The sequence below is a fragment of the Streptomyces sp. NPDC030798 genome, assembly GCF_055572275.1.
Window position 1 is genome coordinate 135,634 of sequence record NZ_JBVIDR010000015.1, and the last position, 14,857, is coordinate 150,490.

The window sequence follows — 14,857 nt, forward strand, 5'->3', positions numbered from 1 at the left end:
GCCTATGTCTGATCAGGTATCGGCGGCCGGCGCGCCGCCGAAGAACGGCTCCGAGCGGGCCTCGGACGCCTTCGTCACCTACGTCCTCACCCTGTGCAAGGTCAAAAAGACACAGTCGGACCTGCGCACCGGGCTCGGCCTGCCGGTCGAGCGCTGCAACTACCTGCACCGCTACCTCGTGCCGCGGCTGCCCGAGCGGATGCATCCCGATGCCCGCCGCGCCCACTACGCGGTGGCCGCGCTGATCGCCGCGCGCCCGCGTGCCGCCCGCGAAGCCGACACCCACGTCGCCGGCGGGCAGCCGCATGCGCAGTGGTACCAGCGTGCCAACCTCGGCGCCTCGCTCGCCGCAGCGGTCAACAAGCAGGTCATCAAACCGGACTCCGCCGAGGGCGATCTGCACCTGATGGCCCGGCAGAGCAGTAGTGCCATCCATCCCCGGCTGCCGGCACTGACCCGGCACCTGCTCACCGGCGGTCTGGCCGTGGACTGGGCGGTGCTGCTGGAGGACCTCGCCTGGTGGAACCGCGACCGCGACCGGATCGCCACCCGCTGGCTGGAGGCCTACTTCCGCACCACCGCCCCCGACCCTGAGCAGGACATGCCTGCCGGCCCGTTTCGTCTGACCGAGGAGAACTAAGTGTCCCTGTATCTCGACCTGTCGTGCCTGCAGTCGCTGCCGGCTGCCAACCTCAACCGCGACGACCTCGGCTCGCCCAAGCAGGTCCTGTACGGCGGCACCTCCCGGATCCGCGTCTCCAGCCAGTCCTGGAAGCGCGTCATCCGCCAGGGCGTCGAGCGGGACCTCGGTGAGCGGGCCGCCCGCACCCGCATGGTCCCGGTGAAGGTCCGCCAGGCCCTCCAGCGGGCGGGCTGGGACGAAGAGCTGGCCGCGTTCGCCGGGGCCCAGGTCGCCGCGAGCGCCGGAAAGAAGGGCATCGGCACGGAGAAGGCCGGCCACACCTCCGTGCTGCTGTTCCTGCCCGAGGCCGCCATCGACGAGCTCGCCGCCGTGTGCGAGGAACACCGCAGTGAGCTGGACAAGGCCAAGGGCAAGAAGAACCCGGGGCAGCTGCTGCCGCCGGCCCGGATCGAGGAGATCCTCAAGCGGCGCACCGCCTCCATCAGCCTGCTGGGCCGGATGCTGGCCGAGCTGCCCGACGCCAACGTCGACGGCGCGGCCCAGGTCGCGCACGCCTTCACCACCCACGCAAGCGAGCCGCAGCGCGACTACTTCACTGCCGTCGACGATTGGCTCGGGGAAGCCGAGACCGGCAGCGGACACCTGGACACGGCAGAGTTCAGCTCCGGCGTCTTCTACCGGTACGCCACCGTCAACGTCGCCGACCTGGTCAACAACCTCGAGGGCGACCAGAAGGCGGCCCGCACCGTGCTGGCCTCGTTCGCCGAGCACTTCGTGATGTCGCTGCCGCAGGCCAAGAAGAACAGCACCGCCCCCCACACCCTGCCCGACCTGGCCTACCTGGCCGTGCGCCAGCACCGCCCCCTATCCCTCGCCGCCGCCTTCGAGACACCGGTAACCGCGGACACCACCGGTGGATACGCCAGGCCGTCCCGGCACGCCCTCGCCTCCTACACGGCGAACATCAACCGGCTCACCGGCGCCCGCCACCGCCCCTTCCACGGCCACGCCACCATCGCACCCGACGAGCAGCTCACCGGGCTCGGCTCCCCCCACGACTCCTTCGACCAGCTGATCGAGGCCGCCGTGGAGGCAGCCCTGCCCCAGACGGGAGCGCAGCAGTGAGCGGTCTGCTGCTCCGCATGGCCGGCCCGCTGCAGTCCTGGGGTGAGCGCTCCGCGTTCACCCCCGTCCGCGACAGCGCCCCCTTCCCCACCCGCTCCGCACTGACCGGCATCCTTGCCGCAGCCGAGGGTCACGCCCGCAACGACGACCGTCTTGACGCCTACGACCGACTCCAGTTCACCGTGCGGGTGGACCGGCCCGGCGTCCTCCTGGTCGACTACCACACCGCCGGCGGCGGCTTCCCCAAAGCACAGACCCCGGCCACCAGCGGCGGCAGCAACAAGGGCGCCGCCGTCATCACCCGCCGCCACTACCTGGCCGACGCCGTGTTCACCATCGCCGTCACCGGCCCCGAAAACGACACCGAGCGCATCGCCCACGCCCTGCAACACCCGCACTGGGCGCCCTACCTCGGACGCCGCTCCTGCGTCCCCGACGAGCCGTTCCTGCTGCGCGCCCACGTCACCGACCCTGTCGACGAACTGCTCCACCGCGTACCGCTCAGCCGCGAACCCGCCCACCCCGCATCCGAGACGGTCCCGGTCACCTTCCTGTACGAGCAGGCCCCCACCCTCGTGCCGGACACCGAGGTGGACATCCTGACCGCCAACGACTATCCGGTCAGCTTCGCCCCGCACCGACGCAGCCACCGCACCCGCCGCATCTACCGCGTGGAGCACCACCTCGCCCACACCCTGGCCTGCCCCAGCCGCCAGCTGACCAACCAGCTGATCGCCTACTGCCTGGAGGACGCCGCATGAGCCCCACCGCGCTGATCGCCCGCATCCGTCTCAACCCCTACAACCGCACCGTCCAACGCGACCTGCGCGACGCCACCCAGATGCACCGCACCGTCATGCGCCTCGCCCCCGACAACCTCGGCGACTCCCCCCGCCGCACCGCCGGCCTCCTCTACCGCGTCGACGAAACCACCACAGCCAGCACCCTCCTCATCCAAGGCAACACCCTCAACCCCTCCCGGCTGCCCGCCGACTACGGCCACGCCGACCTCAAAGACCTCACACCCATGTTCACCGCCCTGCGTAAAGGCCTGCCGGTCAGCTACCGGGTCGTCCTCAACCCCGTCAAACGAGAACGCCTACCGCTCGAGAACAAGGGCCAGCGCGGCCGGATCATCCCGCTGTCCGGGCCCGATGCCGACCAGTGGTGGATACAGCGCGCAGCTGACGCCGGGCTCCAACTCCACGTTCTCACCCCCACCAACCTCGCCGCAGCACGGCCACGCGGCGCCGACACCCCACCCATGCGCCACAGCCTGATCCGCTACGACGGCACCGCCACCATCACCGACCCCGACGCCCTCACCCAAGCCATCCTCACGGGCATCGGACGCGGCAAGGCCTACGGCGCCGGCCTCCTCAGCCTCGCCCCGGCCAGCACCACGTGAGCGCACCCAGAAGGAGCGGCGACGCACGCAACGCCTCGCCGCCCCCACCCTGGCCATGCTGCCCCGCGTCGCGGACTCCCTGTCCTTCCTCTACATAGACATGGTCCGCATCGTCCAAGACGACACCGGCGTATGCGCCCAGATCCCGACCCAGGACCGCGGCACCGACACCGTATACATCCCCACTGCAGCCCTGTCCCTGTCTCCTGCTGGCCCCGGTGTCTCCATCACCACCCCAGCCCTGGCGACCCTCGCCCGTCACGGCACCAGCGTCGTATGCACCGGCGCCGGCGTCGTCCGCACCTACGCCGACATCCTGCCCGACTCCCTCACCACCCACTGGCTCGAACAACAAGTCGCCGCCTGGACCGACACCGAGCGCCGCCTCGAAGTTGCCACCCGCATGTACGCCATGCGCTTCAACGACGAAGTACCCCACGGCACGACACTTGCCCAGCTGCGCGGCATGGAAGGCCAGCGGATGAAAGCCCTCTACCGCCTCCTTGCCCAACAACACGGCATCGGCCGCTTCCGCCGCAACTACCACCCCGACCAATGGCACGCCCAGGGCCCCGTCAACCTCGCTCTGTCGGCAGCCAACACCTGCCTCTACGGCATCGTCCACGCCGCCCTGCTCGCCCTGGGCTGCTCCCCCGCGCTCGGCTTCGTCCACACAGGCACCCAGCACGCCTTCGTCTACGACATCGCCGACATATACAAAGTCGACACCACCCTCCCCGTCGCCTTCGCCCTCCACCAATCCCCCAACCCCGAACAAGAAGCACGCCGCCGCTTCCGAGAAGAACTCCGCCTCCTGCGCCTCCTGCCCCGCATCGTCAACGACATCCAGACACTGCTCACTGCCGGCGCGGAACCGGAAGACCGCTTCGAACGCCGAGACAGCGACATGGTTCACCTCTGGGACCCCCAAGTCGGCATCCTGCCCGCAGGCGTCAACTACGCCCCCGAAAGCGACAACTAATGCCGTCCATGGTCGCTATCGCCACCACTGCTGTCCCTGACCACCTGCGCGGCGCGCTCAGCCGCTGGACCAGCGAAGTAGTTCCGGGCATCTTCGTCGGCAGCGTCTCCGCTCGCGTACGCGACGAACTCTGCGGCGCCGTCACCGAAACCGTTGCTGATGGCGCCGCTCTCCTTATCCACCCTGCCCCCACCGAACAGGGCTACGCTCTGCGCACCGCGGGCACCCGCCGTCGCGTGCCCATCGACTTCGAAGGACTTACCCTCATTCGCATGGCAGGACCACCGACGGCAAAGAAATTGCAAAGCGACTCCTAAGTCGCAGGTCAGGAAGTGTCCTCCCCGCCGACGCGGGGGTGCTCCGTCGGGCCAGTGGGCGCGGGTGTCCTTGGATACGTCCTCCCCGCCGACGCGGGGGTGCTCCGGTTGTGATGTCGCCAACCGCACGGTCCCCCCAGTCCTCCACGCCGACGCGGGGGTGCTCCGCCATCTCCCGCGCCTGCTCCTCGGTGAACTTCGTCCTCCCCGCCGACGCGGGGGTGCTCCGGCGGCCTTCAGCCCAGCCACGCCACCGCCGGCGTCCTCCCCGCCGACGCGGGGGTGCTCCGCCCTCGGGCGGGGGCGGTAATAGCGCGCGGGAGTCCTCCCCGCCGACGCGGGGGTGCTCCGCATGATGATGACGGGGAGGAGGACGCCGATCAGTCCTCCCCGCCGACGCGGGGGTGCTCCGTCCCACGGCGGCATCGCGTAGCCGACCTGCCAGTCCTCCCCGCCGACGCGGGGGTGCTCCGTACACCCGCTCGGTCCCGGCCGGGATCCCGGAGTCCTCCCCGCCGACGCGGGGGTGCTCCGATCCGGCGAGTGGGCACCGACCTGCCGCAGGCGTCCTCCCCGCCGACGCGGGGGTGCTCCGATCCGGCGAGTGGGCACCGACCTGCCGCAGGCGTCCTCCCCGCCGACGCGGGGGTGCTCCGTCGTAGAACTGGGCGAGCAGGCTGAGGCTCTGGTCCTCCCCGCCGACGCGGGGGTGCTCCGTTCGACACGGACACCGTCCGGCCGCCCACCTTGTCCTCCCCGCCGACGCGGGGGTGCTCCGGACCGTCCCGATGTCCTGCGCGACCGGCAGCAGTCCTCCCCGCCGACGCGGGGGTGCTCCGGTGCCGTACCCCGGTACGTCCAGGACCGCATCGTCCTCCCCGCCGACGCGGGGGTGCTCCGCTGCCCGGCTCCCCCATCGGCGCCAGCTTGTCGTCCTCCCCGCCGACGCGGGGGTGCTCCGTCGTCGTCGCTCACGGCGGCGGCCGCCGCTTCGTCCTCCCCGCCGACGCGGGGGTGCTCCGGAGGTCGTGGACGGTCCGACGACGCCCGAGACGTCCTCCCCGCCGACGCGGGGGTGCTCCGGTCATGGAGGAGATCCAGACGCGCCTACGAGCGCAGCAAGTTCAAGCATTGGGTGGACGCCGATAAGGACGGTTGCAACACCCGGGCCGAGGTGTTGAAGGCCGAAGCGGTCATCACGCCCGCACAGGGCCCGCGCTGCGCCTTGACCGGTGGGGAGTGGTACAGCCCGTACGACGACCGGTACATCAACGGCGCGCGCGGGCTGGACATCGACCACCTGGTCCCGCTTGCCGAGGCCTGGGACTCCGGCGCCTACGCCTGGACCGCGAAGGAACGGGAGGCCTATGCCAACGACCTCGGGGACGCACGAGCGCTGATCGCGGTGTCGGCGGCGTCGAACCGCTCGAAGGCGGACCAGGACCCCGCGACCTGGCTGCCCCCGGCCACCAGCTACCGCTGCCAGTACGTCACCGACTGGGTGGCCGACAAAACCCGCTGGGGCCTGACCGTCGACGCCACCGAACGCGACGCCCTAGCCGACCAGCTCGGCCAGTGCTCCGACACGCCCATCACCGTGACCCTCGCCCGATAGAGCAGTCGGCCCGGCCGACGCGTTCAGTTCGGTGCCTGGCGCATGCCCGGGTAGCAGCGCAACCGTACGCCGGGCTCGCCGGCATCACGCGTGGTGCGTTCTACCGAGGCGGTCGCCAACAATGACGCGAGTGCTTGCTGGAAGGTGAAGACGGTCTGATCGTCGGCGGCTGCCATGTCCACGATGGCCAGACCGGCTTGGACATGTACGCTTCGTTGATCGCATCCACGCCTTCTCAAGACGGGCTCCTGCGGTTACGTGATTCTGCCGTGCGGCAGAAGGTTTGCCTGCCCGGCGCAGCAGCACCGTCACCACAGGTCGACATCACCTGAAGCGCCCCAACCGTGGCCACCACCGCGTCCACCGCGAACGTCGCCTACTGGGAGCCTTGCTGGGCCGAAGGCCGCCCCTGTGCGAAGCCGAGCGGTGGCTGATGAACGAGTACCCCGGCCCGGGGCGTGGCCGCCCCGCTCTGGACATGCGCAGCGGCGCAGGCGCTCTGGCCCGCTACCTCCACCACGAGCTCGGATACCGCACGGCCGGCGTCGACTGCTCACCCAGCGCGGTCGCCATCGCGGCTGCCCAGGACACCTGCACCGCACCCGGGCCGGCCTGGCGGTGCCTGGACATCACCACCACTGACCTCACCGCGCTACCGGATCCGGCCTACGTCCTCATTACTTGCCGCCTTGTCTACCGGTGGATGTCGGGGATCACCCTCGCGGAAGTCGAACTGCTCACGAGTGCATGGTCCGTCGTCCGCGTCGCAGACCTCGACGTCCTGCGCTGCTACGCGCTGCCTCCCTGACTACCCCTGGTGATGGGCCTGGGAGATCCGGGCACCGGCTCCGGCCTTGAGGTCTTCGGCGACGGAAAGGGGTTGGCGTGTGCTCGGATGCCGAGCCCATCGTCGATGAAACCGCGCTGCCACCCGCCTGCAGGCACACCGCCCTCGACCACCACGAACATTGCGAGGAGATCATCCCGCTCCGTATGGGCCCCGCGGACAAGCCGCTGCGTGTACCAGGAGGAACCACTTTCAAGTTTGACGTCCCTGCTCCCTGACGACCGGCCCCTTGAGCCGTATGAGCAAGACGCCACGGCACGGCGCCCGCCCTTGACCCACAGCGCGGCCGGGCACCTGCAGTCCGGCCGGGGGAGTGGCTGGTCCACGCCGACGGTGTACTGGCAGGTGGTCAGCGCCCAGGCCTTCGCCCAATGGGCCGCCTTCCTAGCACCACAGCCCGCCCCGCCCGGCCGGGCCGCCGCGCCTGGCCGCGGGGCGCATCCCCCGCAGGGTCTGGATGAGTGCTCGGTGGTCGCAGCGTCGCGGTCGGCTGATGCCGGCGGGTGACGGCCACGGCACTAGCCAGTCCGCTGTTTGTGATCAAGGTCACTCGTTGTCGAGGGAACCGTTCCGTATTGGCCCTGTTCACAACTTCTTCATGGCGTCTACAGTCTCGCTTCATTGATCAACTTTCAGCCGCCTGACTGGTTTGAGCTTACGACCAAGCAGTTCGGTCCAGTTGACGTGTCTTTGTTGCTTTTCGGGTGGCTGGTTCAGGGTCGAGGGATGCGTGGACTGGCTGTGGGGAGGGGGGCTGATGGCTTCTCGGCGTGCGCGCATGCTTTCCGTCGGTGTGGCGGGTGCTGTGCTGGCGGGCCTGCTGTCGACCGTGTCGGTGGTGGCGCCGCAGCAGGCGGTTGCTGCGGGGGAGGACTCGACACCGGTGGTGCCGTCGCAGTCGTTGGGAACGGTGCCGGCGCAGCAGGCGGAGGAGGCCGGTAAGGCGCTGCCGCAGCCCAGCTGGCCGCAGGCGGCTGAGGTGAAGGTGGATCTGTCGCAGGCGGCCCCTGGCCAGCCCGGGACGGTGACAGCCGAGCCCTCTGCTTCGGCCAGCAGTGACACGACTGAGGTCGCCGACGTGATCCAGGTCGCCCCGGTCAGTGAAGACACCGGCACGGCCCCCCAACTGTCCCGCACGGCTCTCGCCGGGGAGGAGACGCCGTCACAGACTCCCTCACCCTCGGCAGCCTCAACGGATGTGCAGACAACCCCCTCCGCCTCCGCCAGCGCCGAGACAAGCGCCTCTGCTGAGCCGACAGAATCCGCGTCGGCTCCGCCGGCCGACCAGAACGCGACAGTGTCGCCCGACCAGGTCGACGTCCGGGTCCTGGACCGGCAGGACGTCGCTCCCGCCGGCGGTCTCGCCATGGGATTGCAGATCCTTAGGACCGACAGTGCGACCACCCCTGGCCAGGTCCAGGTGGCCATCGACTACTCCGGCTTCAAGTACGCCTACGGCGGTGACTTCGCCTCCCGGCTCCGGTTGGTGAAGCTACCGGCATGCGCGCTGCAGACGCCCGACGCCGAGGGATGCACCGACCGTGAGTTCGTTCCCACGGACAACGACACGGACCAGAGCACGCTGACGGCGACGGTGGAGGCGGAGCCGGACAGCGACGGGGTGTCCACCCAGCTGACCAGCGGTTCCAGCTCGGTGTACACACTGAGCACCGGCTCCTCCTCCGACAAGGGCGACTACCGGGCTTCCACACTCGCGGCGACCGGGTCGTGGGATGTGGCGACTGGTTCGGGCGCCTTCACCTATAATCTTCCGATCAGTCTGCCGGCTCCGGCGATGGGGTCGGCGCCTTCGCTGGCTCTGTCGTACAACTCGCAGTCGGTCGACGGGCGCACCTCGGCGACGAACAACCAGGCGTCCTGGGTTGGGATGGGCTGGGACCTGGAAGTCGGCTACATCGAGCGCCGCTACCGCAACTGCACCGACGACGGGCTGCCGAGCATCGGTGACATGTGCTGGGATTCGCCGAACTCCAGCAAGGAGCCGGACGGCGCGGTCTACGTCATCAGCCTGAACGGGGTGACCTCGACCCTGGTGCAGGACAACAACGGGACCGGCTCGTATCACGTGCAGGACGACCCGGGCTGGCGGGTGCAGCACCTGACCGGCGGCCACGGTGCGGACGACGAGTACTGGGTGATCTCCCAGCAGGACGGGCACCGCTATTACTTCGGCTGGGGGCGCTCCGAACGCACCGGGGATGCGACGTCCTCGGTGTTCACTGAACCCGTTGTCGGCAACGATTCCGGTGAGCCGTGCCACGACCAGTTCCCCGAGCCCTGCACGCAGGCCTGGCGGTGGAACCTCGACCGTGTGGTGGACGCCAACGAGGTGGAGTCCACGTACTTCTACGACAAGGAGTACAACTACTACCGGTCGGTAGCCAACACCGACAAGGCCCGCAAGTACACCGCGAGCGGCTACCTCACCTCCATCGAGTACGGCTGGCCGACCCAGATTGCCAACTCCAAGCCGACCGGCAAGGTCGAACTGAGCCACGTGGGCCGCTGCGTGGAGCGCATGAGCGAAACGGACCCGCTGCGGGATGAGCCGGCCCCGTGCCCGTCGATCTCCTCCAGCCCGAGTTCCTATCCGGACGTGCCGGTCGACTTGATGTGCGACGGTACGTCGGCGGACTACTACTGCGCGGGCAAGACGTACTACCCCACGTTCTTCAGCAAGGACATGCTGTGGGACATCAAGACCTATGTGTTGAACACCAGTGCCGACGGCTGGAACCTGGTGCAGCAGTACCAGACCAAGCACGGTCTGCCGAACCCGGACGGGTCGATCGGAAAGACCCTGTGGCTGGACTACGTGCAGCGCAAGACGTACGGGTCCGGCACGGACATCGTCCTTCCGGTCATCAACTTCAACGGCATCGACCTGGACAACAAGGTCGGCTCCACGGAGCTGAACTTCCGTCGGATCAGCACCATCCACGGCGACCTCGGCGCCACCACCACCGTCACCTACGGCCAACCCGACCCCTGCAGCGCCGACAATCCGCCCACCCAGTCCTCCAACACCCAGGACTGTTTTTGGCAGAAGTGGCAGCCTGAGGGCGCCACCGACCCCACGTCCGGCTGGTTCAAAAAGTTCCTGGTCACCAAGGTGACCGTCGACCCGACGGTCACCAGTAACCAGGACGGCGCCCCGGAGATGACCACCAGCTACGACTACCAGGGCGGAGCCGGCTGGCGCTTCACCAACGACCCCCTCGTCAAGGACGACGACGAATCCTGGTCGGACTGGCGCGGCTACCAGCGCGTGGAGGTCACCAGCGGCACCGGCGCGGTGAAGCACTCCACCTTCCACTGGCTCTACCGCGGCCTGGACGGCGACCGCACCTCCAAGACCGACCCCTCTGCCACCCGCTCCGTCACGGTCACCGACGGCGAAGGCACCTCCTACACCGACTCGCCCTGGCTGCAGGGCCGCAGCATCGAGACCTCCAGACGCGACGAGGCCGGCAACTCCCACGAACACGTCTTCCACCACTACTGGACCCACAACACCGCCCAGTACGACGGCCTGCCCGACGCCCGCTTCGTGAGGGAAGACCAGACCACCACCGAGACCAAGATCCCCTCGGGCTGGCGCACCCACATCGTCCAGAACGAGTACGACGACACCAGCTCCACCTCCACCGTCTACGGCCTGCCGCTGCGCACTGACGACCAGGGCGAGAAGGGCGTCGCCGACAACCGCTGCACCACACTGGGCCGCGCCTACAACACCGACCTCTACGAGGGCACCAGCATTCAGCGCTGGACGGTCGTGGTCGACGAAACCCGCCACTACACCACCGGCTGCACCGACCGCGCCGCGTCCAACCAGGACGGCTACATCGTCACCCTGTACGACAACGCCACCTCCGTGGACGGCAACAAGCCCGTCGACGGCAACCCAACGGAAGTGCGCACCTACACCACCTCCACCAACTACCAGACGGTGAAGACCGGATACGACCATGCAGGCCGGGTCATCTGGGCCGAGGACGCGGACAACCACCGCACGACCACAACCTACGACCCGGACAACACCTGGCCGCTGAACGGCGTCACCACCACCACACCCGACCCCGACGGACTCGCCGGCGGGCGTGGCCCGCTCACGACCACGGTCTGGTTGTCCCGGTTCTGGGGCGTGCCCACACAGACCAAGGACGTCAACGGGAACATCACTAAGATCTCCCTGGACGCCGCAGGCCGCACCACCGAAGTGTGGAAGCCCACCGAGACCGGGGACTCACCCTCGCTGAAGTACAGCTACAGCATCCCCACCTCCACCATCGGCGGCGTACCAGACTCCGTCGACGGCTATCCCCGCGTGAGCACCTCCACGCTGCAGTCCGGCACCACCTACCTGTCCTCCTACGCCTATGCCGACGGCCTCGGACGAACCAGGGAAACACAGACTCCGCTGCCCGATGGAACCAACTCCACGGGAGATGAGGTTCCCAACCGGCAGGTCGCGGTGACCCGCTACGACTCCGCCGGCAACGTCACGGGCACCTCCGCGGTCTTCCGCAGCGAAGGAACCGCAGGCTCGGGCGGCCCGGTCAGCCCCACGGTCGAGGACCTGCCCTCCTACACCGACCGGACCCTGGACTGGGCCGGCCGAACCACCCAGACGCAGATACTCGTCGGAGACGGAACCAACACCCGCGGCGTAGCCGAAGGCAAGGTACTGACCTCCTACTACGGAGACCACGCCACCGTCACCCCGGCCGTCGCCGCTCCCACCGACACCTACACCGACGTCTACGGGCAGACGTCGAAGGTCGTCGAACACAACGGCAGCTCCACCTACACCACCCAATACTCGTACACGGCGAAGGGCCAGCTGCAAAAGATCACCGATCCGCGCGGCAACAACACCCTCTACACCTACGACTGGGCCGGCAACCGAACCCAAGTCGACGACCCAGACGCCGGCGTCTCCAAGACCACGTACGACAGCAACGGTCGCATCAGCACGGTCAGCACCAACATCTCCCCGACCACGGGCTGGGCCAAGACGGTCCTCACCTACGCGTACGACCCCCTGGGCCGCAAGACGGCCATCCGCAGCGGCTCAACCGAAGTAGCCGCATGGATGTGGGACGGCCTGGGAGTGGCTGGCGGCAAGGGCCACGTCACGGCCACGACCAGCCATGACGACGACGGCAACACCTACACCGTCACCACCGACGCCTACGACAGCCGCGGCCGCCCGCTCAGCACCACCGTCAGCATCCCCGCCGGCATCACGGGCCTAGCCAACGACTACACCACCAAGTACACCTACGACGCCGCCGACCACACCACCTCCGTCAGCTACCCGCCGGCCGGCGTGCTCGACCCGGAAACCGTCACCACCACCTACAACGCCTACGGCCAGCCAAACAGCCTGGCCTCCAACACCCAGACCTACGTCAAGAACACCACCTACGACGCCTACAGCATGCTCACCGGCCGCTACTACGGCGGTCCCGACCCCCAATGGAACGGGATCTCCGCACAGCGCACCTACACCTACGACTACACCAACGGCACCCGCTGGCTGACCGGCATCTCGACCACGACCACCGTCGGCCAGTACACCGCCGAGGCCCAGAAAGACACCTACTCCCACAACGACGACGGCAAGATCACGGAGATACGGGAGCAGGCAACCGGCCAGACGGCCCAATCGCAGTGCTTCGAGTACGACGACCAAGGCCGCCTGACCCGCGCCTACACACGCACCACCGCGAACCCCTGCACCTGGGCCAACATCTCCGACTTCGCAGGCGAGGCCCCCTACCAGACGGCCTACACCTACGACCGTCTCGGCAACCTGCAGTCGACCACCGACACCGACTCAACCGGCAAGGCAACCACCCGCGACTACCTCTACCCCGGCTACGACGACGCCGGCACCTGGACCACCGCCAACGCCGACTGGCCGCACGGCGTGCGGAAGATCAACACCATCACCGCAGGCACCACCACCGGCACCGAGACCTTCACCTACGACGACGCCGGACAGATGACCCGGCACGTCGAACCCGCCAAGACCTCTGACTACACCTGGACCAAACTCGGCCGGCTCGCCACCACCACAACTACCGACTCAAGCGGCAGCAAGCTCACCCGCTACGCCTACGACGCCGACGGCACCCTCCTCCTCCGCACCACCCCGCAGGAAACAGTCGCCTACCTCGGCGGCATGGAACTGCGCACCGACGGCAAAAAGGTCACGGCCACCCGCTACTACACGAGCGGAACCTCCGCCGTAGCGATGCGCACCACCACCGGCAACACCACCGCCGGCGGCAAGCTCACCTACCTGATGGCCGATGGCCAGGCCTCCACACAGATCGCCGTCGACGCCACGACAGGCGCTTCAAACCGTCGCCGCTACACCCCCTTCGGCGACGAACGCAGCGGCACCCTGCCCGCCGGAACCAACAACGGCTTCCTCGGAAAAGTCGAGGACACCGGCACAGGCCTGTCCCTCCTCGGCGCCCGGCCCTACGACCCCCACCTCGGCCGCTTCCTCAGCACCGACCCCCTCAGCACCTCATACGACCCCCAAAACCTGTCCGCCTACAGCTACAGCCGAAACGACCCCATCAACTTCTCCGACCCGACCGGCCTCATCACCTGGGACACAAGCGTGTATCCCGACAGCAACGGTGAGTGCACCGGCGGCTGGGATGAATGCAACGGGTCCAATCCCGGCTTGACCAAGAGTGACAGTGGTGGGACCGGATCCGGATCCGGATCGGGCGGCGGAGGAGTTTTCGACTGGCTCGGTGATGCCGTGAGCACCATGGGCGGCGAGGGGAAGCAGTTCGTAATCGGTTACTTCCAAAGCGGCTACCAACTAGCCGTCACAGAAGCGCAATGCGCCTCCCAAGGCGACGGTTGCGATGACGTGCTCTGGTACATGTACGACCAGGTCACAGGTAAGGGGGCGGCTGAGGGGGCTGCCGCGCGCGGAGCCGAGATATACGGCGACTACTCAAACGGCAGGAGCGCCCAAGGCAGCGGAAAGCTGGCATTCGACCTCACTTTGCTCTTGGCGACGCGAGGTCGCGGCGCTGAAGGCGAAGGCGGAGCGCTGGCATTGGGGTGCAAGCTCAGCTTCACCTCGTCCACCCCAGTCCTCATGGCCCACGGCAAGACCAAACCCATCGGCAAAATCAAAACGGGAGACAAGGTCGAGGCCGCCGACCCCAGCAACGGCAAGCACCACGGCGCCCGCAAGGTCACTGCCACTCACATCAACCACGACTACGACCTCATCGACCTTCGGATCCAACAGGTCGACGGAAGCACCGACACACTTCACACCACTGCCAAGCACCCCTTCTGGGACGACACCCTCCACACCTGGGTCCCAGCCCTCAAGCTGCGCACCGGCCATTCCCTCAACACCGCAAGCGATCATCACGTCCGAGTCGCTGCCGTCATCGCCCGCACCGGCGACCGCGACATGTACAACCTCACCGTCGACGACCTCCACACGTACTATGTGATGGCAGGCGCCACACCGGTCCTGGTGCACAATTGTGGACCAGGCACGGGTGCGGGCCCTGCGGACGCGGCAATCCGGAATTCTGGGCCTTGGACTAAGTCTGACATCTTTCGAGGATTGCTTGGACTTCGGCCCAAGCAGCTTGGAGACCGGATCGAGCTCCACCATGCTGACCAAATGCCCGGGTCGGCAATTCATGAACTTGATGAGAAAGTCCACCGAGGCGCTGGAACGGACCTTCATCGAAACAAATCTAATCAAGGCGTCACGAAGGACATGCGAAATGAAGATACTCGGTTGCACTGGTGGTATCGCTCGCAAGAACAGGGGTGGGGTACTTATAGCCCCGACCAGTGGTTCGACAACTGGCCCGGATGATCATTAGGTGGGAT

The 14,857-nt window shown here is 67.9% G+C and carries 10 protein-coding genes and 1 CRISPR repeat array; of the genes, 9 read left to right on the top strand and 1 reads right to left on the bottom strand.

Going from position 1 to position 14,857, the window contains the following annotated elements; all coding sequences use genetic code 11:
* Nucleotides 1–4 precede the first annotated feature (4 nt).
* From casB to ACZ404_RS30120, 7 genes are all read left to right on the top strand, one after another.
* On the top strand, nt 5–640 hold the full coding sequence (casB, locus tag ACZ404_RS30090; protein ID WP_468445272.1) for a type I-E CRISPR-associated protein Cse2/CasB: 636 nt from the start codon (nt 5–7) through the stop codon (nt 638–640).
* Nucleotides 641–1,768: a type I-E CRISPR-associated protein Cas7/Cse4/CasC gene (gene cas7e / locus ACZ404_RS30095; RefSeq protein WP_468445274.1), complete on the top strand. Its 1,128-nt coding sequence runs from the start codon at nt 641–643 to the stop codon at nt 1,766–1,768.
* Nucleotides 1,765–2,529: a type I-E CRISPR-associated protein Cas5/CasD gene (gene cas5e / locus ACZ404_RS30100; RefSeq protein WP_468445276.1), complete on the top strand. Its 765-nt coding sequence runs from the start codon at nt 1,765–1,767 to the stop codon at nt 2,527–2,529. The genes cas7e and cas5e overlap by 4 nt, the downstream gene beginning before the upstream one ends.
* Nucleotides 2,526–3,176 carry a type I-E CRISPR-associated protein Cas6/Cse3/CasE gene (cas6e, locus tag ACZ404_RS30105; protein ID WP_468445278.1) on the top strand — a complete coding sequence of 217 codons (651 nt, stop codon included), beginning with the start codon at nt 2,526–2,528 and terminating at the stop codon, nt 3,174–3,176. Before cas5e ends, cas6e begins: the two co-directional genes overlap by 4 nt.
* 55 nt (nt 3,177–3,231) lie before the next feature.
* A complete protein-coding gene (gene cas1e / locus ACZ404_RS30110; protein WP_468445280.1) occupies nt 3,232–4,158 on the top strand; it encodes a type I-E CRISPR-associated endonuclease Cas1e in 927 nt (308 codons plus the stop codon).
* Complete coding sequence (cas2e, locus tag ACZ404_RS30115) at nt 4,158–4,475, top strand: type I-E CRISPR-associated endoribonuclease Cas2e (protein WP_468445282.1); 318 nt, start codon at nt 4,158–4,160, stop codon at nt 4,473–4,475. Before cas1e ends, cas2e begins: the two co-directional genes overlap by 1 nt.
* A gap of 17 nt (nt 4,476–4,492) precedes the next feature.
* A CRISPR array of direct repeats spans nt 4,493–5,558; the repeat unit is 29 nt; unit sequence GTCCTCCCCGCCGACGCGGGGGTGCTCCG.
* A 52-nt stretch (nt 5,559–5,610) separates the two neighbouring features.
* Complete coding sequence (locus ACZ404_RS30120) at nt 5,611–6,090, top strand: HNH endonuclease family protein (protein ID WP_468445284.1); 480 nt, start codon at nt 5,611–5,613, stop codon at nt 6,088–6,090.
* Between the two features lie 23 nt (nt 6,091–6,113).
* Here the strand turns inward: ACZ404_RS30120 and ACZ404_RS30125 are convergent, their stop codons facing one another.
* Complete coding sequence (locus ACZ404_RS30125; protein ID WP_468445286.1) at nt 6,114–6,266, bottom strand: DUF6207 family protein; 153 nt, start codon at nt 6,264–6,266, stop codon at nt 6,114–6,116.
* 302 nt (nt 6,267–6,568) lie between these two features.
* On the opposite strand from ACZ404_RS30125, the gene ACZ404_RS30130 reads away from it, so the two are divergent.
* Both ACZ404_RS30130 and ACZ404_RS30135 read left to right on the top strand, forming a co-directional pair.
* Nucleotides 6,569–6,898, top strand: a complete 330-nt coding sequence (locus ACZ404_RS30130; RefSeq protein WP_468445288.1) for a class I SAM-dependent methyltransferase — start codon at nt 6,569–6,571, stop codon at nt 6,896–6,898.
* A gap of 769 nt (nt 6,899–7,667) precedes the next feature.
* A complete protein-coding gene (locus ACZ404_RS30135) occupies nt 7,668–14,843 on the top strand; it encodes a polymorphic toxin-type HINT domain-containing protein (protein WP_468445290.1) in 7,176 nt (2,391 codons plus the stop codon).
* Nucleotides 14,844–14,857 lie beyond the last annotated feature (14 nt).

Excerpts from the sequence above, each read along its gene's own strand:
- casB (WP_468445272.1), top strand. The coding sequence starts at position 5 with ATGTCTGATCAGGTATCGGCGGCCGGCGCGCCGCCGAAGAACGGCTCC.
- cas6e (WP_468445278.1), top strand. The coding sequence starts at position 2,526 with ATGAGCCCCACCGCGCTGATCGCCCGCATCCGTCTCAACCCCTACAAC.
- cas1e (WP_468445280.1), top strand. The coding sequence starts at position 3,232 with ATGCTGCCCCGCGTCGCGGACTCCCTGTCCTTCCTCTACATAGACATG.
- cas2e (WP_468445282.1), top strand. The coding sequence starts at position 4,158 with ATGCCGTCCATGGTCGCTATCGCCACCACTGCTGTCCCTGACCACCTG.
- ACZ404_RS30125 (WP_468445286.1), bottom strand. The coding sequence starts at position 6,266 with ATGGCAGCCGCCGACGATCAGACCGTCTTCACCTTCCAGCAAGCACTC.
- ACZ404_RS30130 (WP_468445288.1), top strand. The coding sequence starts at position 6,569 with ATGCGCAGCGGCGCAGGCGCTCTGGCCCGCTACCTCCACCACGAGCTC.